The 21,224-nt window shown below is 70.2% G+C and carries 21 protein-coding genes; 11 read left to right on the forward strand and 10 right to left on the reverse strand.

Translation table 11 applies throughout. The annotated features are described in order from the left end of the window. Positions 1-3 precede the first annotated feature (3 nt). Positions 4-375 (forward strand): VOC family protein, encoded by a 372-nt coding sequence (locus tag ACGFY5_RS12685; RefSeq protein WP_392719734.1) that lies wholly within the window; start codon positions 4-6, stop codon positions 373-375. A gap of 39 nt (positions 376-414) precedes the next feature. Here ACGFY5_RS12685 and ACGFY5_RS12690 read toward each other — a convergent pair whose 3' ends face one another. The 4 genes from ACGFY5_RS12690 to ACGFY5_RS12705 form a co-directional block, all read right to left on the reverse strand. After that, a complete protein-coding gene (locus ACGFY5_RS12690) occupies positions 415-1,425 on the reverse strand; it encodes a LacI family DNA-binding transcriptional regulator (protein ID WP_392719735.1) in 1,011 nt (336 codons plus the stop codon). Beyond that, the gene (locus tag ACGFY5_RS12695) at positions 1,422-2,231 is read right to left on the reverse strand and encodes a carbohydrate ABC transporter permease (RefSeq protein ID WP_392719736.1); all 810 of its coding nucleotides are present in this window, start codon (positions 2,229-2,231) and stop codon (positions 1,422-1,424) included. The genes ACGFY5_RS12690 and ACGFY5_RS12695 overlap by 4 nt, the downstream gene beginning before the upstream one ends. After that, entirely contained in the window at positions 2,228-3,058 is an 831-nt protein-coding gene (locus ACGFY5_RS12700) for a carbohydrate ABC transporter permease (RefSeq protein ID WP_392719737.1), read from the reverse strand. The genes ACGFY5_RS12695 and ACGFY5_RS12700 overlap by 4 nt, the downstream gene beginning before the upstream one ends. Positions 3,059-3,123: 65 nt before the next feature. Next, positions 3,124-4,449 (reverse strand): ABC transporter substrate-binding protein, encoded by a 1,326-nt coding sequence (locus ACGFY5_RS12705; RefSeq protein ID WP_392719738.1) that lies wholly within the window; start codon positions 4,447-4,449, stop codon positions 3,124-3,126. A 137-nt stretch (positions 4,450-4,586) separates the two neighbouring features. Here ACGFY5_RS12705 and ACGFY5_RS12710 point away from each other — a divergent pair, with 137 nt between their 5' ends. The 3 genes from ACGFY5_RS12710 (at position 4,587) to ACGFY5_RS12720 (ending at position 8,942) form a co-directional block, all read left to right on the forward strand. Continuing rightward, entirely contained in the window at positions 4,587-6,371 is a 1,785-nt protein-coding gene (locus ACGFY5_RS12710; RefSeq protein WP_392719739.1) for a hypothetical protein, read from the forward strand. Next, on the forward strand, positions 6,368-8,029 hold the full coding sequence (locus ACGFY5_RS12715) for an amylo-alpha-1,6-glucosidase (protein WP_392719740.1): 1,662 nt from the start codon (positions 6,368-6,370) through the stop codon (positions 8,027-8,029). Before ACGFY5_RS12710 ends, ACGFY5_RS12715 begins: the two co-directional genes overlap by 4 nt. Positions 8,030-8,090: 61 nt before the next feature. After that, positions 8,091-8,942: a hypothetical protein gene (locus ACGFY5_RS12720; RefSeq protein WP_392719741.1), complete on the forward strand. Its 852-nt coding sequence runs from the start codon at positions 8,091-8,093 to the stop codon at positions 8,940-8,942. A gap of 1 nt (position 8,943) precedes the next feature. On the opposite strand, the gene ACGFY5_RS12725 is transcribed toward ACGFY5_RS12720, so the two are convergent. Next, positions 8,944-9,333 carry a VOC family protein gene (locus ACGFY5_RS12725; RefSeq protein ID WP_392719742.1) on the reverse strand — a complete coding sequence of 130 codons (390 nt, stop codon included), beginning with the start codon at positions 9,331-9,333 and terminating at the stop codon, positions 8,944-8,946. Between the two features lie 69 nt (positions 9,334-9,402). Between ACGFY5_RS12725 and ACGFY5_RS12730 the strand changes: the two genes are divergently transcribed. Both ACGFY5_RS12730 and ACGFY5_RS12735 read left to right on the forward strand, forming a co-directional pair. Continuing rightward, the gene (locus ACGFY5_RS12730) at positions 9,403-10,314 is read left to right on the forward strand and encodes an ATP-binding cassette domain-containing protein (RefSeq protein ID WP_392719743.1); all 912 of its coding nucleotides are present in this window, start codon (positions 9,403-9,405) and stop codon (positions 10,312-10,314) included. Continuing rightward, positions 10,311-11,081 (forward strand): ABC transporter permease, encoded by a 771-nt coding sequence (locus ACGFY5_RS12735; RefSeq protein WP_392719744.1) that lies wholly within the window; start codon positions 10,311-10,313, stop codon positions 11,079-11,081. Before ACGFY5_RS12730 ends, ACGFY5_RS12735 begins: the two co-directional genes overlap by 4 nt. Before the next feature lie 26 nt (positions 11,082-11,107). Here ACGFY5_RS12735 and ACGFY5_RS12740 read toward each other — a convergent pair whose 3' ends face one another. Beyond that, on the reverse strand, positions 11,108-14,320 hold the full coding sequence (locus ACGFY5_RS12740) for an ATP-binding protein (RefSeq protein WP_392719745.1): 3,213 nt from the start codon (positions 14,318-14,320) through the stop codon (positions 11,108-11,110). 33 nt (positions 14,321-14,353) lie between these two features. Here ACGFY5_RS12740 and ACGFY5_RS12745 point away from each other — a divergent pair, with 33 nt between their 5' ends. Then, the gene (locus ACGFY5_RS12745) at positions 14,354-14,830 is read left to right on the forward strand and encodes a nucleoside deaminase (protein ID WP_392719746.1); all 477 of its coding nucleotides are present in this window, start codon (positions 14,354-14,356) and stop codon (positions 14,828-14,830) included. On the opposite strand, the gene ACGFY5_RS12750 is transcribed toward ACGFY5_RS12745, so the two are convergent. Beyond that, complete coding sequence (locus tag ACGFY5_RS12750; protein ID WP_392719747.1) at positions 14,827-15,990, reverse strand: LLM class flavin-dependent oxidoreductase; 1,164 nt, start codon at positions 15,988-15,990, stop codon at positions 14,827-14,829. The two genes, ACGFY5_RS12745 and ACGFY5_RS12750, sit on opposite strands and share 4 nt — an antisense overlap. A 19-nt stretch (positions 15,991-16,009) precedes the next feature. Further along, the gene (locus tag ACGFY5_RS12755; protein ID WP_392719748.1) at positions 16,010-16,984 is read right to left on the reverse strand and encodes an NADP-dependent oxidoreductase; all 975 of its coding nucleotides are present in this window, start codon (positions 16,982-16,984) and stop codon (positions 16,010-16,012) included. Between the two features lie 81 nt (positions 16,985-17,065). On the opposite strand from ACGFY5_RS12755, the gene ACGFY5_RS12760 reads away from it, so the two are divergent. Continuing rightward, entirely contained in the window at positions 17,066-17,662 is a 597-nt protein-coding gene (locus ACGFY5_RS12760; protein ID WP_392719749.1) for a TetR/AcrR family transcriptional regulator, read from the forward strand. Here ACGFY5_RS12760 and ACGFY5_RS12765 read toward each other — a convergent pair. Beyond that, the gene (locus tag ACGFY5_RS12765; protein WP_392719750.1) at positions 17,592-18,083 is read right to left on the reverse strand and encodes a MarR family winged helix-turn-helix transcriptional regulator; all 492 of its coding nucleotides are present in this window, start codon (positions 18,081-18,083) and stop codon (positions 17,592-17,594) included. The two genes, ACGFY5_RS12760 and ACGFY5_RS12765, sit on opposite strands and share 71 nt — an antisense overlap. A gap of 77 nt (positions 18,084-18,160) precedes the next feature. On the opposite strand from ACGFY5_RS12765, the gene wrbA reads away from it, so the two are divergent. Both wrbA and ACGFY5_RS12775 read left to right on the forward strand, forming a co-directional pair. Then, positions 18,161-18,778, forward strand: a complete 618-nt coding sequence (gene wrbA, locus ACGFY5_RS12770; protein WP_392719751.1) for an NAD(P)H:quinone oxidoreductase — start codon at positions 18,161-18,163, stop codon at positions 18,776-18,778. Beyond that, positions 18,775-20,106 carry an MFS transporter gene (locus tag ACGFY5_RS12775; RefSeq protein ID WP_392719752.1) on the forward strand — a complete coding sequence of 444 codons (1,332 nt, stop codon included), beginning with the start codon at positions 18,775-18,777 and terminating at the stop codon, positions 20,104-20,106. Before wrbA ends, ACGFY5_RS12775 begins: the two co-directional genes overlap by 4 nt. On the opposite strand, the gene ACGFY5_RS12780 is transcribed toward ACGFY5_RS12775, so the two are convergent. Then, entirely contained in the window at positions 20,080-20,490 is a 411-nt protein-coding gene (locus ACGFY5_RS12780; RefSeq protein ID WP_392719753.1) for a MarR family winged helix-turn-helix transcriptional regulator, read from the reverse strand. The genes ACGFY5_RS12775 and ACGFY5_RS12780 overlap by 27 nt on opposite strands. 54 nt (positions 20,491-20,544) lie before the next feature. On the opposite strand from ACGFY5_RS12780, the gene ACGFY5_RS12785 reads away from it, so the two are divergent. Beyond that, positions 20,545-21,219, forward strand: coding sequence for an alpha/beta fold hydrolase (locus tag ACGFY5_RS12785; protein ID WP_392719754.1), 675 nt, complete (start codon positions 20,545-20,547; stop codon positions 21,217-21,219). The last annotated feature ends 5 nt before the right edge of the window (positions 21,220-21,224 follow it).

Raw genomic sequence — 21,224 nt, forward strand, 5'->3', positions numbered from 1 at the left:
CGCATGACGGACTCCGTGTTCCCGGTCATCAACGCCCGCGAGATCGCACCTGTCCGCGCCTTCTACGAGCGGGTCTTCGGCGCGCAACTGGCCTACCGGTTCCCGGAGGAGGGTGAGGCGGTCTACCTCACCCTCCGTATCGGCACCGGCCAGGTCGCGATCGGGCTCGGCACCGAGCCCGCCCTCTACGGCGAGGTGCCGCTCCCCGCGACCGGTCACGCCGTCGACCTGTGCCTCTACGTCGAGAACCTCGACGCGGCGGTGACTGCCGCGGACACCGCGGTGGTCACCGCCCCGGCCGACATGCCCTGGGGCGAACGCGTCGCCTACCTCCGCGACCCGGCCGGCACGATGCTCCTGGTGATCCAGGCCTGAACGTCCTGGGGGCGGATGACCCACCAGAGTGTTCACGGCTCAGCGAGGCGCCGCGCCCGTCGAACCGCGCAGCCTGATCTCCGGCTCGATCAGCATCTCGTCGGTGCTCACCGGCCGCCCCCCGATCAGCGTGGTCACCATTCGGCCCACGTTTTCGGCAATGCGATCGGTCGGCTGACGCACTGTCGTGAGCGGCGGGTTCGTGTAGTCCAACAGCGGCGAGTCGTCGTACCCGATGATCGACACGTCGCCCGGCACTGTGAGCTTCGCCCGGGACACCGCCCGGTACGCGCCGAGTGCCATCTCGTCGCTGGACGCGACCAGGCCCGTGGCACCCATCTCGAGCAGCGTCGCCGCGGCCTGCTGCCCACCCTCGAAGTTGAAGTGCCGCCGCACCACGAAGTCGGGCCCGTCGGGCAGGCCGAGGCCGTCCATCGCCGCGACGAACCCCTCCACCCGCCGGTCGGCCGGAATGTTGTCCACCGGCCCGGCCAGGAGACCGATCCGTCGGTGCCCGAAATCGTACAGATGCGACACTGCAAGTGACGCCGCCTGCCAATCGTCGGTGGAGACCACCGGCGACTCCACGTCGGGGAATCCGCCGTTGATGCACACGAACGGAATCCCGCGCGACTGGATCAGCTGCGTCACCCGATGGTCGGCGTTCGCCAGCGTGTTGCTCGACGACAGGAAGATGATCGCCGCGACACCGGAGTCGATCAGCGCCTCGACGTAGTCACGCTCCTGCGGCGTGCCCGGATACACCGGACAGATCACGGTCTTGAGCCCGTGCGGGCTGAGCTCGTTCTCGATCCGCTCGGCCTGCTGCGCGAAGATCGGGTTCTTCAGCGACGGCGCCAGCACGAGCACGAGCGAGCTGTCCAGCGGCCGCTCGTACCCGATCTTCCGCAGCGCCTGCTCCACCGCCTGCCGGGTGGCGGCCGACACCCCGTACTTGCGGTTGAGCACCCGGCTCACCGTCGCTTCGCTGACGTCGGCCAGCGACGCGACCTCGGCGAGACTGAAACGCTTGCGGGAGGGGGAACTCACTGCTTCACCGACCCGGCGAGAAGGCCCGCGACGAACTGACGCTGCAGGAAGAGGAAGAGGATCAGCACCGGGACCACGGAGAGAAAGGTACCGGTCAACAACTGGCCGTAGTCCGTCGAGCTGACGCCCTGCAACGACGCCAGCGCCACCGGGATCGTGTACGCGTCCTGGGTCCGCAGCACGGTCAGCGGATACACGAAGTCGTTCCACTGCCCGAGGAACAGGAAGATCGCGAGCGCGGACAGCGCCGGCTTCATCACCGGCAGCACGATCCCGAAGAAGATCCGCAGCTCACCGGCACCGTCGACGCGCGCCGCGTGGATCAGCTCGTCGGGCACCGCGTACATCGACTGGCGCATCAGGAAGATGCCGAACGGCACCGCGAGGTTCGGCAGGATCAGCGCCGGATAGGTGTTGAGCCACCCCGCCGACACCATGATCTTGAACAGCGGCACGAGCGTGACCTGCGACGGCAGCGTCATCGACGCGAGAATGACGCCGAACAGCAGGCCCCGGCCACGGAACGTGAACTTGGCGAACGCGTATCCCGCCGAACTGCAGATGATGACGCCCAGCACGGTGGAGATCGTCGACACGAGCACCGAATTGCGGATCGCGGCCCCGAACTGGTGCTCGGTGAACAGCCCGCGCAGGTTGTCCCAGAACGCCGACCCCGGTAGCAGGTGCGGTGGGGTCGAGAAGATGTCGCCGGTCGTGTGCGTGGTCGCGATGACCAGCCACACGAACGGCGCGACCATGATCAGCGCCCCGAGCGCGATCAAACCCGTCAAGAACCGAGAGGTCACGACCGCCTCCGCAAGAGGAGCATCTGCCCGACGGCCACCAGCACCACGAGCAGCGTCAGCGCGTACCCGATCGCCGACGCGTAGCCGAAGTCGAAGTACTGGAACGCGTTCTGGTAGAGGTACATCCCGATCGTCAGCGTCGCGTTGTCGGGCCCACCGTTCGTCAGCACGTACGGCTCCTCGAACAGCTGCAGCGTCCCGATCGTCGACAGCACGACGGTCAGCACGATCGACGGACGCAGACCCGGCACCGTCACGTGCCAGAACTTCTGCCACGGCGACGCCCCGTCCACCGACGCGGCCTCGTACAGCTCCTGCGGGATCGACTGCAGCTGCGCCAGGTAGATCACCGCGTTGTACCCGAGGTAGTGCCAGGTCAGCCCCATCACGATCGACATGCGAGCCCAGAACGGGTCACCGAGCCAGCTGATCCGCGGCAACCCGATCGACGTCAACACGTAGTTGAGGAAGCCCTCGTCGGTGTTGAGCAGCGCGGAGAACAGGATCCCGTAGGCGATCAGGCCCATCACGATCGGGACGAAGTACGCGACCCGGAAGATCGACCGGCCCTTCAAGAGCCGGGAGTTGAACGCCACCGCCAGGAACACGGCGATGACCAGCATGATCGGCACCTGAATCGTCAGGATCAGCACCGTGTTGCGTACCGCGGTCCAGAACAGCGGGTCGCCGACGAGCCGGGAGAAGTTCTCCGTGCCGACCCACGTCGTCGCCCCGCCCTGGTTTCGCGTGAACGAAAGGTACAGCGCATAGAGCACCGGGTACGCCTTGAACGCCAGGAACAGCACCAGGACTGGCGTCAGGAACATAAAGGGCGTGAAACGCCCACGGCGGGGCCGTCGAACCGACGGCGCCCGCGTGAGAGAAACAGACATCAGGCGACGTCACGCCCGGTCTGCGAGGCCAGCAGATCCGCGGCCTTGTCCAGGGCGGCCTTGGGCTGCGCACCCTTGAGCAGCACCTGCGTCTGCGCGTCGGTGTAGGCCTTCAACGCCCGCGAATAGTCCTTCGTGTAGTAGCTGCGGGTGACCGGTTTCTTCAGCTCCTCGACGAAGAACCGGTTGGCGTCGAAGCCGTCGAAGTACGGCAGCGGTGCCGTGAACTCCGGTGTCGCCCACATCGGCTCGTAGCCCGGGAACAACCCGGACGCCTTGTAGACGAGCTTCCAGCCCTCGACGCTGCCCAGCGCGAACTTCACGAACTCGTAGGCGGCCTTCTTGTGCTCACTGGCGTTCGCTATCGCCAGGTACGTCGACCCGGCGAGCGCCGAGGTCTGACCGCCCTGCTTCGTGGCGAGCGGCGAGCGGATCCCCCATTTGCTCTTCAGCGCCGGCGCGTTCTCCGGGAACACCCCCGCGACCCATGCGGCGCCCGGGATGATCGCGACCTTGGTGTCGCCCTTGACCTGCGCGATGAAGTTGTCCCAGCCGCCCGGCACGTCGGCGACCACACCGGCGTCGTTGGCCTTCTTCAAGAACGTGAGCGCATCGACGCTGCCCGCGTCGTTCAGCGAGATCTTGCCGTCCTTGTCGAAGAAGAACGTGCCGTTGAGCCGGGCCAGCAGCTGCCAGAAGTTCGCGGAATCGGCCTCCGAGGCGGCCTTGTCCATCGAGAACAGCGACGCTCCGGTCTTCTGCTTGAGCTTGACGCCGGCGGCCAGCAGGTCGTCCCAGGTGGCGATCGCGGACATGTCGACGCCGGCCTGCGCGAACAGGTCCTTGCGGTAGTAGACGGCCGAGGTGTTCACCTCGTACGGAATCCCGTAGGCATTGCCCCTGGTGTCCGACCCGTCGGCCCAGACCCCTTCCGGGTAATCCTTCTCGAGGTCCTTGGCGCCGAGTTCGTTCAGGTTGGCCAGGCCGTCCGGGAACGTCTCGATGTAGTTGGCCATGTAGTCGCTGCCGAGGTTGACGACGTCGGCCAGCCCGACACCACCGGCGGCCATACCCGTCGTGACCTTGTCGTAGATCGCGGGGTTGCCGACGTTCTCGATCGTGACCGTGATGTTCGGGTGCAGCTTCTGAAACGCCGGCACAGCGGCTTTGAGGCCGTCGCCGGGCTGGTCCCACGTCCACACGGTGATCGTCTGGGTGTCCCCGAGGTCGTTGCCGCTGCCGCTGTTGCCGCCGCAGCCGGACAGGGCGGTGACGCCGAGGGTGACCCCGATCAGCGCGAGGGCTCCTAACCGCAGTGGTCGCATGACTCCGGATCTCCTCTGATCTGGATGAGTGTTACGGTCATTCTTGCAAAAAAGATCTGCAAATTTGCATGACAGGCCTGCAAGGTACCGAGCAGGTGTGACGACCGCAACCCCCGCCACCAGCCAGGAAGGGTTCGATGACGCCCTCCACCACCGCCGAGCTCACGCGCGTCGACGCGAGAACCTGGACCGCGACCGGCGCCGGCCCCCTCGAGTTCGGCTTCCCGCCCGGCCCGGTGTTCCTGCTCGACGGCGACCACGTCCTGCCGGGCGGCGGGACCGGACGCGACCGCTGCTGGGTCCTCCCGGCGGCAGCGGGCACGGCCTGGTTGATCAGCGCCGATGGCGAGATCTCGGCGGAACAGGGCCACGTGCGCGTCCACGCCGGCACGGCGACACTCGTCGAACACCGCGCCCGCCCGCACGCCGACGTCACCGGCGCCGAGTTCACGCTCGACTTCCCCGGCGCGGACGAACTCGCCGACGCGTTCGCCGGCTTCTACTGGGGCACGATGCTCCCCTCCGTGGTGGAGCGCACGCTCGCCGCCGACTACCCCGACTCCGAGGGGTACGTGCTCAGCACGCTCGCGGACAAGTACGCCGGCACCTATCCCGACGTCGACCACGAATTCCAGGTCAAAGGCCGCATCGCGGCCGGAAGCACGCTCGATCTGGCCGTCGTCCGCCGCATGATCGAACTGCAGCTGCGCATGATGCGCGAGGATCCGCAGCAGCTCTGGCGCGACCCGTGCGCGGTACAGCCCGACGGCACCCGCGAGTACCACGTCCGCCGCAACAGCCGGGACGGCCGGGAGAACGCGGTGATGTTCCTGGTCACCGGCAACGTCGAGGTAATCGAATCGATCTGGCTGTACGTCGCACGCAGCAAGGACCTCGACTGGCTCCGCGCCCACATCGACGACATCGAGGGCGCCGCGTCCTGCGTCGAGGACTGCATGGACCCGCTCGGGCGTCTCTGGTCGGACGTCTACTACGAGGACCAGGTCATCAAGGACGGCCGCGAGACGATGGCCGCGTCACTCGCCGCGCACTCGTTCGAGCTGCTGGCTTCACTGGAAGCGCTGCTGGGCCGCGACGGCTCGCGGTGGCTGACGCTCGCGGAGAAGCTGACGGCCGCGATCGCCCAACCGCTCCCCGTCGGCTACTGGGATCCGGAGCACAACCGATTCGTCGACTGGGTCGACCGCTCCGCGGTCGTCCACGACCACGTGCACCTGCTGGCCAACGTGCTTCCGGTTCTCTTCGGTCAGGCCGACGTCGATCAAGCGCGCGACGTTCTCGCACTGGTCGAACGCGAGCTGGACGAGTTCCAGCGCTTCCCCACGTTCCTGGCTGCCCGGATCGCCGACTACACCGACAGCGAGATCGGCGACGGCGGACCGTACGACCTGTGCGCGGCCGGGCGCTACTGGTGCTGGGACGCCGCGTTCTGGTCCTGGCGCCGCAACGGCCGGATGTTGTTCGACCAGCTCACGACCGTGGCCCGGCAGGGCGCCGCCGAGGACTACGTCATGGGCGAGCGCTACGACATGAACCACGTCTACTACACCGACGGGACGCCCTGGCACGGCGCCGCGCACTACTACGAGTACCCGTGCGTCTTCACGTGGGTGCTGTTCTGCGAGTTCCTCGGCGTCCGGCCGTCGCTGGACGCGGACCTGGCGGTCGCGCCGCGGCTCGTCTCACCGGGAACGGTGACGCTGCCCCAGGACGCCTATCAGCTGCACTACGCCTACCGCCCGGACGGGTTCACGCTGCAAAACCTCGCGTCCACTCCGCGCACGTTCGCGCTCGATCTGCGCGCTCTGTTCCCCGCCGAGCCGCGGACCGTCGAGCTCGGTCCCGGCGAAACCCTCACCGTCGCGCGCGAAGACCGACTCCCCCGAAGGACCCCCCGTTGAGCCTCCCGATCGACATCACCGGCACCCCGTTCTCCCGGCGCGGCTCGTACTTCGCGATCTCACGGGTCCCGGACGGCATCCATCTGCGCACCGTCCGCGGTGACGCCCGCCAGCGCGAGATCCTCCGGTTCAGCCTCGGCGGCGTTCCGACGGTGGACGTCCGCCCGGGGATGCTGACGCTGGCCCGCGACCCCGCGCGCGTCGATGTCGCCCTGTCCGGGAGCGGCCGGGCGATCCTGCGCGTCACCGGGAACGTGACGCTCGACCTGCGCGTACGCGACCAGTACGACGTCGTCGTCGAGGAGAGTGCCACCGCGTGGCGCTTCGTCGACGCCGGCGCCAACCGGAACTACCGGCTGCGCCTCGCCGGTGGCGCCGCGCACCTCGACTCCGCCTGGGACGGTGTCCGCAACATCCGGGCCCGTCTCGTCGTGAACGGCCCGGCGCTCCTCGTCGTCGACGAATTCGGCAGTTCGGCGCCCGCCGACGCCGAACCGGACTTCGACGCGGTCGTCACGTCCGCCGAGGCAGACTTCGCGTCCTGGCTCCACCGCCACGCCCCGGCGGCCGACGTCGGCGCGGGTGGGTTCGACGCGGCGGTGCGAGTCGCCGCGTTCGTCACGTGGGCGGCGATGGTGCCGGCGGGCGGCCTGCTGCGCCGCGAATCGATGCTGATGTCCAAGAACCGGATGACGAACATCTGGAGCTGGGACCACTGCTTCAACGCGATGGCGCTGTGGCGTGACCCGACCGCGGCCGCCGACCAGATCCGCACGCTCTTCGACCACCAGGACGAGCACGGCTGCCTGCCCGACTACGTCAACGACGCGGTCGTCGAGCGCAACTTCGTGAAGCCGCCGGTGCACGGGTGGTCGATCGCCTGGCTGCTGGACCGGGGCGGCCTGCCGTTCGCGGAGGCCGAGACGCTCTACGAGCCGCTGGCGCGCTGGACCGACTGGTGGTTCACGCACCGTGTCTACGGCGACGACGGCATCCCGTCCTACAACCACGGCAACGACTCCGGCTGGGACAACTCGACGGTGTTCGGCACCGGAGTGCCCGTGCAGAGCCCCGACCTGCTCGCGTTCCTGGCCCTGCAGATGCTCGCGCTGGCCCGCATCGCCGACCACCTGGGGCGGCCGAACGACTGGCGCGAACGCGCCGAAGCCACGGTGCAGACGATGTCCGATCACTTCTGGCTCGACGGCCGGTTCATCGCCCGGCACACCGTCTCGCAGCGGCCGATCGAGTCCGACAGCCTCATCACGCTGATGCCCCTGGTGCTCGGTGAACTGCTTCCACGAGCCCAGTTCGACGCCACGGTGCGGCGCCTGCTCGACGGCGGGTACCTCACCGCCCACGGCCCCGCCACCGAACCACCGCACAGCCCCGAGTACGTCGCCGACGGCTACTGGCGCGGACCGATCTGGGCGCCCACCACGATGTTGCTGGTCGACGGGTTGCGTCGCGGAGGTCGCCAGGACATCGCCGACGAGATCACCCGCCGGTTCGTGGCGACGTGCGCGGCGGCCGGCATGGCGGAGAACTTCGACGCGGTCACCGGCGACGGTCTGCGCGACCCGAGCATGACGTGGACCGCGTCGGTGTTCCTGTGTCTGGTCGGCACGGGCGCGCCGTTACTGCCGACGGGCGTCTGAGCGCGGGCGGCAGCCGTCCGTCCGCAGTAGAACGGCAGTGGCGGTTGAAACGCTGCACCCCATGCTCACACCGTTCAAGCCCCGCGTGCGTGCGCTGGGCGCCGTCGCCGTGCTCGCGCTCCTGCTGGCCGGCTGCAGTCCGATCCTCGACGAAGCCGAGAATGCCGCGACGGCGAGCCCGTCGGTCGCCCCGCCGTCGAGCGCGCCGGCGAAGACACCTCGCGAGAAGCTGACCGGGTCGGTGCCGACCTACCGGACGCCGTCCTACTCGTGGTCGATGGTCAACGAGGGCGTGCGGGACGGCTGGACGGCGAGCAAGGGTGTCGTGGACCCGCCCGGCAAGACGTTCCTGCTCGAGAATGTCGTCCGGGACGCCGCGTCCGGAGTGAGCACGATCTGGCACATCCGCGTCGTCCATCCGAAGACCTGGGTGTGGATCGAACTCGACAACCCACGGAACGAAGACGGCTTCCCGGAGTTCCCGACGAAGTGGGGGCTGCTCGAGCAGGAGCAGGTCGAGGACAGCGGGCCCGCACTCGGCTGGGACCTCTGGAGCAAGGACCCCGCCAACGTCGGACTCCTGTTCCGCGAGATCGTCGACGCCAAAGAGGCGGGTCCGGGCGTGTTCACGGGCACGATCAACATCCAGAAGGCCAAGCTCGCCGAGGTCGTCGACGAGAAGACCCTGACGGCGCTCGGCGCAAAGGCGAAGGCCGTCCCGTTCCGTGCGCTGCTCGACCCGCAGGGACGGATCCTGGACCTCGTGCTGAAGGTGCCGGGCACCGCGAAGACCAAGCCGATCACGCACTGGATCGCCTACCGCGACTACGGGGCGGCCACCGTGACCAAGCCGCCCACCGCCGCCGAGACCGCCCCGACCACCGACGACGTGTACGAGCTCATCAACTCGTGAGTCAGTCGAGGCAGAACTCGTTGCCTTCGACGTCCTTCATCGCGATCATCGACTCGTTCTCCTCGTCGGCGTACAGGATGTACAGGCGCTCCGCGCCGAGTGCGACCAGCCGGGCGCACTCGGCTTCCAGCACCGCCACGCGCTCGTCGCCGACGAGCCCGGTGCCGGCGCGGACGTCGAGGTGCACGCGGTTCTTGACGACTTTTCCTTCGGGAACACGCTGGAAGTACAGGCGCGGCCCGGCGCCGGTCGGGTCGCTGCACGCGCAGTTCCCACCCGGCTCGTCCGGCGGCGCCGACAGCTCGTAGCCCAGCACCTCGCACCAGAAGCGAGCGACCCGCTCGGGTTCCGCGCAGTCGAACGTGACCTGAACCTCTTTGACCGTTGGCACGGGTCCACCTTAGGGCGCTGAAACCGCCGTGAAACCGCGGTGATCCGGTGTCGGCCCAGGCTCTGCCGCATGACGAATGCCATCGAACTGACCGGCCTGCGCCGGTCCTACGGAAACCAGGTCGTGCTCGACGACCTGGACCTGCAGGTGCCCGAGGGCACGATCTTCGCACTGCTCGGCCCGAACGGGGCCGGGAAAACGACGACGGTCCAGATCCTGTCGACGCTCATCCGCCCCGATTCGGGCCAGGCGCGCGTTTTCGGCCACGACGTCGTGAAAGCCCCCGACGCGGTGCGGAAAGCGATCGGCGTCACCGGCCAGTTCTCCGCGGTGGACGACTACCTCACCGGCGAGGAGAACCTGCGCCTGATGGCCGATCTCCACCACCTGGGCCGGGCGCAGGGTCGCCGGAAGATCGGTGATCTGCTCGGACGGTTCGGTCTCACCGACGCCGCCCGTCAGGGCGCGGCGACGTACTCCGGTGGCATGCGGCGCCGCCTCGATCTCGCGATGGGCCTGGTCGGCAGCCCGCGGGTGATCTTCCTCGACGAACCGACCACCGGCCTGGACCCCCGCAGCCGCCGTGACCTGTGGCAGATCGTGCGGGACCTGGTCACCGACGGCGTCACGATCTTCCTCACCACGCAGTACCTGGAGGAAGCCGATCAGCTCGCCGACCGTATTGCGCTGCTCGACCGCGGCCGGCTCGTCGCGCACGGCACTCCGGCTGAGCTCAAGCGGTTGGTGCCCGGTGGTCACGTCGAACTGCACTTCGCTGACGAGACCCAGCTCGCTACCGCCGCCGCGCTGTTGGGCGCGACTCCGGACGGGGACTCGCTCGTCCTGCGGGTGCCCGCCGATGGCAGCGTGCAGTCGCTCAAGGCCCTGCTCGACCGCCTCGACACCGCCGCGATCGGTGTGGACGCACTCACCGTCCACACCCCCGATCTCGACGACGTCTTCCTGGCGGTGACCCGATGAGGGACTCGCTGACGATGACCCGCCGCCAGTTGCGGCACCTGACCCGCGGGTTCGCGACAACGCTGATGCTGCTGGCGGTGCCGGTCATCTTTCTGCTGCTGTTCGTGTACGTGCTCGGCGACACGCTCGGCAACGGCCTGGGCGGCGGCTCCGGCGGCCGCGGCGCCTACGTCAACTACGTGACGCCGGGCATCCTGCTGATCACGATCACCGGTGCCGTGCAGGGCACGGCGATCGCGGTCGCGATGGACATGACCGGGGGCATCGTGGCCCGCTTCCGCACGATGGCGATCGCGCGGGTGTCGGTGCTGACCGGGCACGTCGTCGCGAGCGTGCTGCAGAACGTCGTCAGCCTGGCGTTGGTGCTGGGTGTGGCCGTGCTGATCGGGTTCCGGGCGTCCGCGTCGGCGGTGGAGTGGCTCGCGGCCGCGGGGCTGCTCGCGTTCACCGCGTTCGGGTTGATCTGGCTGTCGGTCGCGCTCGGGTTGGCGACGAAGAGCGTCGAGGCTGCGAGCAACCTGCCGATGCCACTGCTCCTGCTGCCGTTCTTCGGCAGCGGATTCGTGCCCACCGACTCGATGCCGACCGCTCTGCGCTGGTTCGCCGAGTACCAGCCCTTCACGCCGATCATGGAGACCGTGCGTGGTCTGCTGCTCGGCACGCCGATCGGCTCCGGCGGCGCGCTCGCGCTCGGGTGGTGCGCGGCGATCGCGCTGATCGGCTACGCGTGGTCCAAACACCTCTACAACCGCGACCGCACCCGCTGAGCGAGGACCGCCGCCCGCCCCGGGCGCTAGGCCGGGCGGCGCTCCGCGAGCAGGGCCAGGGCGGCCGCGCGGAGACCGGCGCGGTCGTGACCGGCGTAGTGGGCCACCGCGTCGTGGTACGCGGTGGCATCCGCGCGTTCGGCGTCGGCGCGGGCGGACCTGGCGGACATCGTCGGCTGGAAGTTGCGCAGGAAACGGAAACGTTCGGCAAGCGCGATCATCCGCGCGGGGTTCGCGGTGTCACCGCGGGCGAGGTCGGCGGTCGCGATCGCGCGGAGCAGCGTGCCGCACAGCGCCTGCTCGACCAGGTACGGCGGCGGATTGGCGGGCGGGTCGGTGAGCAGCTCGACGAGGCGGCCGGGCAGGGCGTCGGCGACGTCGCGGATGCGGTCGAGGTGACCGTGACGCGCGTGCGCGACGACGGCGACCGCGCGGGCCTCCACCACCCAGGGGTCGAGCTCGTGCGGAATGACGGTGTCCACCGCGTTCTGCACGAGGTCGACGGCCCGCCGCCACAGCTGGAGCCCACGCTCGGTATCGCCACGCGCGAACGCCACCTCCGCGCGGACGCCGGCGTCGTACCCCGCGGTCTTGGCGACGATCTCCTGGTCGAACGCGAGCTGGGCGAGTCCGTCCAGCCAGCGTTCGGCCTCGTCGACGTCGCCGATCTGGAGGTTGGCCAGCACGAGCCAGGACCGGGTGCCGACCGCGTTCGTCGGAGCGCCGAGCCGCTGGAGCACCGGCAGTGCCGCGGTGAGCTCGTCCCGGGCCTCGACCCCCTGCTCGAGCTGCAGACAGAGTTCCGCGACCCGACAGCGGGCGGTCGCGTTCATCCACGCCACGCTGGTGTCGGGCAGCAGGTCGAGAGCGCGCCTGGCGGCTTCCAGCGCCGCGTCGACGTTGCCGTCGGCTTCCCAGTAGTAGCTGGCGAGCGCGTTCGCGGCCCCGGCGACGAGGGGTTCGGTGCTGTGGCAGAGCCGGTACAGGGCGGCCGGGTCCTCGAGCGCGCTCACGACGTGGCCGCCGGCGCGGACGAGGGTGTCCGGTGGGGCGGTGCCGAGGCGGCGCAGGGCGACCAGCGAGCGCACCGGTCGCGCTCCGGCGATACCGAAGGTGGCCGCGGCCGACATCGTGAGGGCGGTGCGGGTGGCTTCGACGAGCTCGGGCTCGGGACGATAGTGCGAGAGGGGCCAGGACGTCTGCTCGATGAGCGTCGTCAGGCGGGTGTAGTTGGAGTCGAGCGTCCAGAGGGTGCTCAGGACCGCGGTGACGGCGGCGGTGGTCGGGCGGTCGTCGTGCGCCAGGGCGAGGCGTAGGGCGTGGAGCAGGTTCTCGTGTTCGGCGTGGACGGTGGCTGCCGTGGCGTAGGGGTCGGGACCGAGGAGCGCGTCGGAATGGGCTGCGCCGAAGTGTCGGGCCCAGGTGAGAAAGTGTCCGGCGACGTCGGCAGGGCGGTTTTGGGCGCTGAACTCCCGGACGGTCTCGAGCATGCGCAGGCGGGTGTCGGTGACTTCGAGGAGGGAGTGGTCGGCGAGGCGTTCCAGCGTCCCGGTCGAGACGCCGAGGGCTGCGGCGGCGTCGGTGGTGAAGCCGTCGGGGAAGATCGAGAGGGCGCGCATCGCGTCTTGAGCGCCGGTTTCCAGGAGGTTCCAGCTCCAGTCGACGACGGCGCGCAGGGTGTGGTGGCGGGCCGGGGTGTCGCGGGTGCCGCCCCGGAGGAGCGCGAACCGGTCGTCGAGTCGTTTCGCCAGGTCGGCGACCGGCATGATGCGCACCCGGGCGGCGGCGAGCTCGATCGCGAGCGGAAGGCCGTCGAGGTGGTCGCAGATTTCTCGGACTTCCGCCGAGGGCAGCTCGGCGTTCGGCCGCGCCGCACGGGCGCGTTGTTCGAAGAGTTCGACGCTGGTGGGCCGGTCGAGTTCGGGGAGGTGGTACACGGCTTCGGACGAGAGGCCGAGGGGTGTGCGGCTGGTCGTGAGGATGCGTAGCTCGCCGGTGTGCGCGACGAGCGTTGCGACCACGTCGGCGACGGCGCCGACGACGTGCTCGCAGTTGTCGAGCACGAGGAGCGCGGGGCCGGCCGCGAGCGCGGCGACGACGGCCCCGACCGGGTCCGCGGCCGGTCCGCGCGCCCCGGGCCCACGCGCCTCCCCCGCACCGAGCACGGCCGCGATCTCGTGCGCGACATCGTCAGCGGAGGTGCCGCCGCGGCCGGCGGCCACGGGTGTGGCGGGAGTTTCGGGGGGTAGGCCGGCCAGGGGGACGGCGGTGATGGTGGGGAAGGTGGCTCGGCGGGCTACCGCGTTGGCCAGGCGGGTTTTGCCCAGGCCGCCGGGGCCGAGGACGGAGGTCACGCGGGAGGAACGGAGGAGCGCCTCGACCGCAGTGACGTCGTCGTCCCGGCCGAGGAGCGGGTTCGGTTCGTGGATGACACCGCGGCGGAGCGTCGGGGCCGTACCGCGGAGGAGGCGCTCGTACTCGGCCTGGAGGGCGGGACCCGGATCGGTGCCGAGGTCGTCGCGGAGTGCGCGTCGGTACGTGTCGTAGCGGGCCAGGGCGGTGGCCGGGCCCATCGTCGCGGCCTCGCACCGAAGCAGCTCCCGCAGCACCTCCTCGTCGCGGGGTTGCGCGGCGGCGAGCTCCCCCAGCGGCCCCGCCGCCTCGGCGACCCGCCCGAGCCGCGCCAGCGCGAGCGCCCGAGCCCGTACCAACCCCCGGAACGTGCTGACACGCTGCGCCCGCAGGACCTCGAGCGCCCCCTCGGCTCCATCCGCGGCGCCGCCGGCAGGGCCCCCTGACGCCGCGGCGGCCGCAACGCCGCCTGCTGCCGTCGGCGGGACGGCCGGCGACAGGGGGTCGTACAGCGCCAGGCCGGACTCGGCGTGGGAGAGGGCGCTGGCGGGGTCGTCGTTGCGTTCGGCGCGGGCTGCTGCGGCGGCATGGAGTTGGACGGCGGTGGTGTCGACCTGGTCGTCGGGGAGTGTGAGCCGATAGCCGGTCGGGGTGCGGGCGATCGCGTCGGCGCCGAGCTGGGACCGTGCCCGGGACACGAGAATCTGCAGCGCCTTGGGCGGATTGTCCGGGCTCTCGTCGGGCCAGAGCCCCTGGACGAGCCTCCCGACCCCGCACCCACTCCGCAGGTCAGCGGCCAACAACGCGATCAACGCCTGGACACGCGGGCCCGTGATCTCCCGGCCACGGTAGGCAACCCGTGACAACAGGAGAAGATCAGGGCTCACCGAGTCAGCGTATCGATCCACCGTGGAGGATCCATGACCGATTTCGACACCGCTCACCTCGAACGCTGCGTCGAGCTCGCCGAGGAGGCGAAGCGGCGTGGCGACGGGCCGTTCGGGTCCGTGCTCGTCGGCGCCGACGGTGTGCGGCTCCACGAGGACAGCAACCGGGAGGCCAGTGACGGTGACCCGACCGCCCACCCCGAGTTCACGCTCGCGCAGTGGGCCGCGGCGAACCTCTCGCCGGAGGCGCGGGCCGCCGCCACGGTGTACACCTCCGGGGAGCACTGCCCGATGTGCTCGGCGGCCCACGCGTGGGTGGGTCTCGGCCGCGTCGTGATCGCCGCTTCCGGCGCGCAGCTGGCGTCGTGGCGGCAGGAGTGGGGCCTTCCGGCATCACCGGTGCGCCCCCTCTCCATCACCGACATCGCCCCGGGGATCGAGGTCGTCGGTCCCGTGCCCCCGTTCGACGACCGCATGCGGTCGATCCATCAGGCGGCCGCCGGCCGCTAGCCCTTCTCCTGCTCGTACTTCTGCGTCATGTGGGCCACGGCGTCCAGCTGCGTCTGCGCGTGGGCCGACCGGGCGCCACTCGCGCGGTCCTTCGCCGCCAGCGTGCTGGCCGCCTGCCCCTGGAACTCCGGGAACACCTGCTGCGCGATCAGTTCGAACGACCGCTTCGTGGCTTGCGGGTTGGCCCACTCGTGCCCGAGCAGCAGGAACGCCCCGAAGCCGCCGGACTGGTCGACGAGCCTGCGCACCTGCGCCCGCGCGTCCTCCACGGTGCCGATCGCACCGATCCCGGCCTCGTTGATGTAGTCGATCATGCCTTTGACGTCGGCGCTGCTCCCGACGTCCATCTGCGGGAACGCGGCCACCTTCTGGAAGTACGTGAACCAGTGCTCGATGCCGTACTCGACGTCGCGGTAGGCCTGTTCCCGGGTCTCCGCGATGTGCATGAGCCCGACGAGCCGCCACCCCGCCCGGTCCGGCGTCGGCTGCCCGAAGTGCGCGGCCCGTTCCTCGACGACGTTCCAGTGGTGGGCCAGCGCGTCGAACCCGTCGGGGGTGAGCGTCGCCCCGATCGAGAGCAGGCCGATGCCGTGCTGGCCGGCCATGCGCGGCCCGGTCGGCGAGGCCACCGCGGCCACCGCCACCTCGAAGCACGGATCCGTGTACGGCCGCAGCTGCAGCTGGGCGTCGACGAGGGTGTGGGTCGTGGTCTGACGGGTCACCGTTTCGCCGCGGAGCAACCGCAGGATGATGTCGAGGTTCTCGCCGAGCAGCTCGCGGGTGTCGGTGGGGTTGAGGCCGATCATCGCGGAGTCGGTGGGCAGGGAGCCCGGCCCGCAGCCGAGCATCGCGCGGCCGCGGGTGAGGTGGTCGAGCATGACCATGCGGTCGGCCACCCACAGTGGATTGTGGTACGCGATCGAGGTGACGCCGGTCCCGAGCTTGATGTGCCGCGTCCGTTCGGCCGCCGCCGCAATGAAGATCTCGGGCGACGCGATGAGCTCGGACCCCGCGGAGTGGTGCTCGCCGATCCAGGCTTCGTCGTAGCCCAGGGCGTCGAGATGTTCGACGAGTTCCAGGTCGCGCTGCAGGGCGAGCGTCGGGTTTTGACCGGGCTTGTGGAAGGGGGCCAGGAAGGTGCCAAAACGAAGTCGGCTCATCGTCCGAGTATGACCCAGATCACACTCCATGGGCCGTCTGGAAATTGGACACGATGAGCTTGCCGGTGGTGTGGCGGCGGGCGAAGTCGACGCAGGCCTGCGGGGCGTCCTCGAACGTGTAGCGGCGGCCGATCGTGACCGGTAATTCCCCGGCGACGAGAAGTTCGGCGACCTCGCGCATTCCGCCGTGGGTCGCGTCGAGGTCGAGCACGAACCGGGCGTCGATGTCGTCCCGGAGCTCGCCGGCGACGGGCGCGGTGATCGTCAGCAGCCGACCGCCGGGGCGGAGTGCCCGGGCGATGCCATCGAGCTGGTCACCGGGCAGCGTCAGGTTGAATGCGATGTCCACGTCCGACGGATAGTCGCCGTACCCGATCGTGGTGCCGGCGCCGAGCTTCTCGAGGAGCTCGGCGTCGGCCGGGGTGGTCGTGGCGATCACCCGCGCGCCGGCGCGGGCCAGCACCGGAAGCAGCGCGGTGCCGACGCCGCCGGTGGCGCCGACCACCAGGGCGGTCTCGCCGGGCTGCACCGCCGCGGTGCCCATCAGCGCGAGGACGGTCAGACCGACGGTGGGCACTGCCGCCGCCTGGTCGACGGGCAGCGCGGCCGGGCGGTGGGCGATCAGCGGGGTGTCGGCCTCGAACACTCCGTACTCGGCCAGCGCGCCCGTGCCGAGCGACGGCCGCGTGGCGCTCGCCATCACGCGAAGCGCGCGCGGAACGGACTGGCCGAACACCTCGTCGCCGACGCGGTAGGCAGTGACGCCCGCTCCGACGGCGGTGACCGTACCGGCGAAGTCGTTGCCCACGACGTGCGGGAACACGAGCGGGATGACGTCGCGGAAGTCACCGCTGGGCAGCCGGACGTCCGCGGGGTTGATCGACGCGGCGGCGATCCGCACCTGGATCTGACCGGGACCCGCCTCCGGCGTCGGGACGTCGGTGACGACGTAGTTCTCCGGTGCTCCGTAGGCGATCGCAGCGACAGCTTTCATGACGTCCCCCAAGCGGACCGAGCGGTCAGGTTAACGCCGCCGACCGTAGCCAGAAACGGACCGCCGGGTCAACTTGTTAGGATGCGGGACGTGAGTCCGCTCCGCGCCGATGCCGCACGCAACCGCGCGCTCCTGCTGGCCGCGGCGGCCGACGAGTTCGCGGAGCACGGTGTGGACGCGTCCGTCGCCGACATCGCGCGCCGGGCAGGCGTCGGCAAGGGCACTGTTTTTCGGCATTTCCCGACGAAGGACGACCTGGTCGCGGCGATCGTGCGCAGCCGGGTCGAGGAGCTCAACGCGGTCGCCGAGGAGCTGCTCACCGCCGATGAGCCGGGCGCCGCGCTGTTCGAGTTCGTCACCGTGGCCGCGCGGCGGCAGCGCGAGCGGGACCTGTCGTTTCTGCAGAGCGCCGGGGCGCAGACCCCGATCGACGCCCAGCAGCGGATGGCCGAGCTCATCGACCGGCTCGTCGACCGGGCCCGCGACCACGGCGCCGTCCGGCCGGACATCACCGGTACCGACGTGCTGCTGCTGATGTGCGCGCCGAACTACGTCGTCGGGTACGCGCCGAACGCGTCGCCGGACCTCTGGCAGCGCTACCTCGCGATCATTGTCGACGGTCTGCGCCCGGAAGGCGCCCGGCCGCTGCCCCAGCCTCCGCCGGACGGCCTGGGCTGACCACGTTCTCGCTCATCGCGGTGAGGATGGTCGGGAGGTCGGCGACGACGCGGTCCGGCAGGCCGGCGACGGTCTCTTCCGCGAGTCCGATCCAGAGCTTTTTGACCTGGTCAGCCAGGGTTTGGCCGCTCTCGGTGAGCTCGACGACGGTCGCGCGCTTGTCCGAGGGCGCCGGCGCGCGGCGGATGTGGCCGGACGCTTCGAGCTTGCGTGCCATCAGCGTGACGCTGGGCGGCTCGCAGCCGAGCGCGTCGCTGAGCTGAGCCTGGATCCGCGGTCCGGTCCGGTCGAGTTCGAGCAGGAACGCCTCCTGGCCGGGGTGCAGGCCGAGCGGCGCGATCAGCGCCGCGGCCCGCGCGCGGTGACGCAGGCTCAGCAGGCGAACGGCCTGATTGAGCGCGTCGGCATACCCAGCGTCCACAGTGCCTCCTTGACAACCGATTTAGTTATGCGCATAACATTATGCGCGTAACTAAATGCTACCGCGAGGAGCCGGCCGTGGCCGTGAAGATCGCCGTCATCTACTACAGCGCGACGGGCACCGTGCACGCGCTCGCGCAGGCCGTCGCCGAGGGTGCGGCCGCGACCGGGGCCGACGTGCGATTGCGGCAGGTCGCCGAACTGGCGTCCGCGACGGCGATCGACGCGAACCCGCGGTGGCGGCAGCACGCCGACGCCACCGCGTCGTTGCGAGAGGCGTCGATCGACGACCTGGTGTGGGCCGACGCCTTCGCATTCGGAACGCCGACGCGATTCGGGGCTCCGGCCGCGCAACTCAAGCAGTTCATCGATCAGACCGGTGGCCTGTGGCGGGACGGAAAGCTGGCCGACAAGCCGGTGACCGCGTTCACCTCGGCGTTCAACCGGCACGGCGGCAGCGAGGCCACGATCTTGTCGCTGAGCAACGTCTTCTACCACTGGGGTGCGTTGATCGTCCCGCCCGGATTCACCGACCCGGCGGTGTCCGCGGCCGGGGGCAACCCGTACGGAACGTCGTCGACCGGGGAAGGTCCCGACGCCGCGGCGCTGGCGGCGGCCCGGTACCAGGGGCAGCGGCTGGCCGCGACGACGATCCGGCTGGTCGAAGGCCGGAACCTCGCGGCCGTGACGTCGTGACGACCGACGCCGTACGGACCGGAGCGGCTCGCCTGGTCCTGCCGCTGGTGTGTGCCTGTCAGTTCATGGTGATTCTGGACGCGTCGATCGTGAACGTCGCGCTGCCGTCGGTCCGGCACGATCTGGGCTTCTCCCCTACCGGTCTGGCGTGGGTGGTGAACGGCTACCTGCTGACTTTCGCCGGCCTGCTGCTGCTCGGGGGGCGCGCCGCGGATCTGTTCGGCCGGCGCCGGATGCTCGTCGCCGGGCTCGTGCTGTTCTCCGGGGCGAGCCTCGTCGCCGGGCTGGCGACCACGCCGGAGGTGTTGGTCGCCGCCCGTGCCGTGCAGGGTTCGGGGGCCGCGCTGCTGGCGCCCGCCACGCTCGCGGTGATCACGACGTACTACACGGCACCGCAGGAACGGGCCCGCGCGTTCGGCGCCTGGTCCGCGGCCGGTGGGGTGGGCGGGATGGCCGGTGCGATCGCCGGGGGCGCGCTCACCGCGGGTCTGTCGTGGCGGTGGGTGTTCCTGATCAACGTCCCGATCGGGGCGGTGCTGATCGCGACCGCGCTCGCGTCGCTGGACGGTGCGCGCGCCGAACGGCGGGAGACGCTCGACGTCGCCGGGGCGGTGACCGGGACGGTGGGCCTCGCCACGCTGGTCTACGGGGTCATGGAGGGGGCGTGGGCGCCGGTGCTGGCGGGCGTGTTCCTGCTCGTCGTGTTCGTCGGAGTGGAGGCGCGGTTCGCTGCGCACCCGATGATGCCGCTGCGCCTGTTCCGAAGTCGGGCGGTGTCGGTCAGCAACGTGCTGCTGGTGCTGTTCGGTGGGATCGCGATCGCGATGTGGTACTTCACGTCGCTGTTGCTGCAGAACGTGCTCGGGTACGGCCCGCTGCGGGCCGGGCTCGGCCAGACGCCCGCGGCAGTGACGTTCGTGGTGGTCGCGGGTCTGCTGCCGCGCGCCCGGCCACGGGCGCTGGTACTGGCGGGGTGCGCGTTCTTCACCGCCGGTTTCTGCTGGCTCGCGGCGAGCAGCGACAGCGGGTACCTCACCGGCGTTCTCGGACCCACGCTGCTGATCGCGGTCGGCATCGGGCTGACGTTCCCCACGCTCATGGCCGCGGCGACCGCGGATGCCCCGGAGAGCGACGCCGGCACCGTCGGCGGCCTCGCCAACACCGCGAGCCAGGTCGGCGGCTCGATCGGCCTGGCCGTCCTGGCGACGGCCGCCGCCGGTCCCTCGCCGGCTCGCGGCTACGACCTGGTGTTCCTCCTCGCAGCCGGACTCGCCGTGGCGATCGCAACGCTCAGCACGCTCCTACCCCGCCAGCGCCTTCTGCAGTAGCGCGAACAGCGCGCCACGCTCCCCCGCGTTCAGCACCCCGAGCGTCTCGGCGAGCACCTCGTCGAGGATGCCGGAACCGGCCTCGTAGGCAGCCCAGCCGTCCGACGTGAGGCGGTGCTTCACCGCCCGACCCCTACCCTCCACCCGCTCGAGCAACCCGCGCTCGATCATGCGCCTGCTCAGCTCCCCCATCGACTGATCCGTCTGGAACGTCAGCTCCGCGAGGGCATGCAGCGACGCGTCGGGATTGCGGTGCACGTGGCGGAGGACGTCCCACTGCACCAACGACAATCCGGCGCGCTCCGAGAGCCGGCGATTGCCCTCGCGGTGATGGCGCCACTGCAGCCGCTTGAGCGCGAGACCGACGTCCTGGTTCGAAGGCACGTCCCGACCTTACCAAGGTTGCTTACCTAAGGAACCTGATCTACGGTTCCTTACATGACTTCCTACCTTCTCCTCCACGGCGGCGGCGGTCCCGCCACGATGACCGGCTTCGCCGACCTCCTCGCCGAGCGCACCTCCGCCCGGGTCGACGTCCCGACCCACCCCGGCTTCAGCGGCACCACCCGGCCGGACTCCCTGTCCTCGACCCGTGACCTCGCCGCGCACTACGTCGCCCACCTGGAGGAAGACACCGTCGTCATCGGCAACTCGTTCGGCGGCTGGCTCGCCGCCGAGATCGCCCTGTCGAACAGCCCCCACGTCAGCGGCGTGGTGATCGTCGACGGCATCGGGATCGACGTCGAAGGCCACCCGGTGACGAACGTCCGAGGCCTGGCTCCGGCGCAGATCCAGCAGCTGTCGTGGCACGACCCGTGCAAAGCCCCGCCGGCCGGCAAGCCCGACGTCGAGGCACTGCTCGCCTACACTGGCCCGACGATGTCCGACCCGACCCTGCGCGACCGGCTGGCCGACGTCGACGTCGACGTTCACGTCGTCTGGGGTGAGAGCGACGGCATCGTCGACATCGAATACGGCAAGGCATACGCGAACGCGATCGGCCAGTCTACGTTCACGGTGTTACCCGAGACGGGGCACCTACCCCAGGTCGAGACGCCCGAGGAACTGCTCAACTCGGTGCTCGGCCGGACGATGGGTCGGCATAGCCGTTGACCAGG

The organism is Cryptosporangium sp. NPDC048952, from assembly GCF_043197895.1.
In the GTDB taxonomy this organism is placed as follows: Bacteria; Actinomycetota; Actinomycetes; order Mycobacteriales; family Cryptosporangiaceae; genus Cryptosporangium.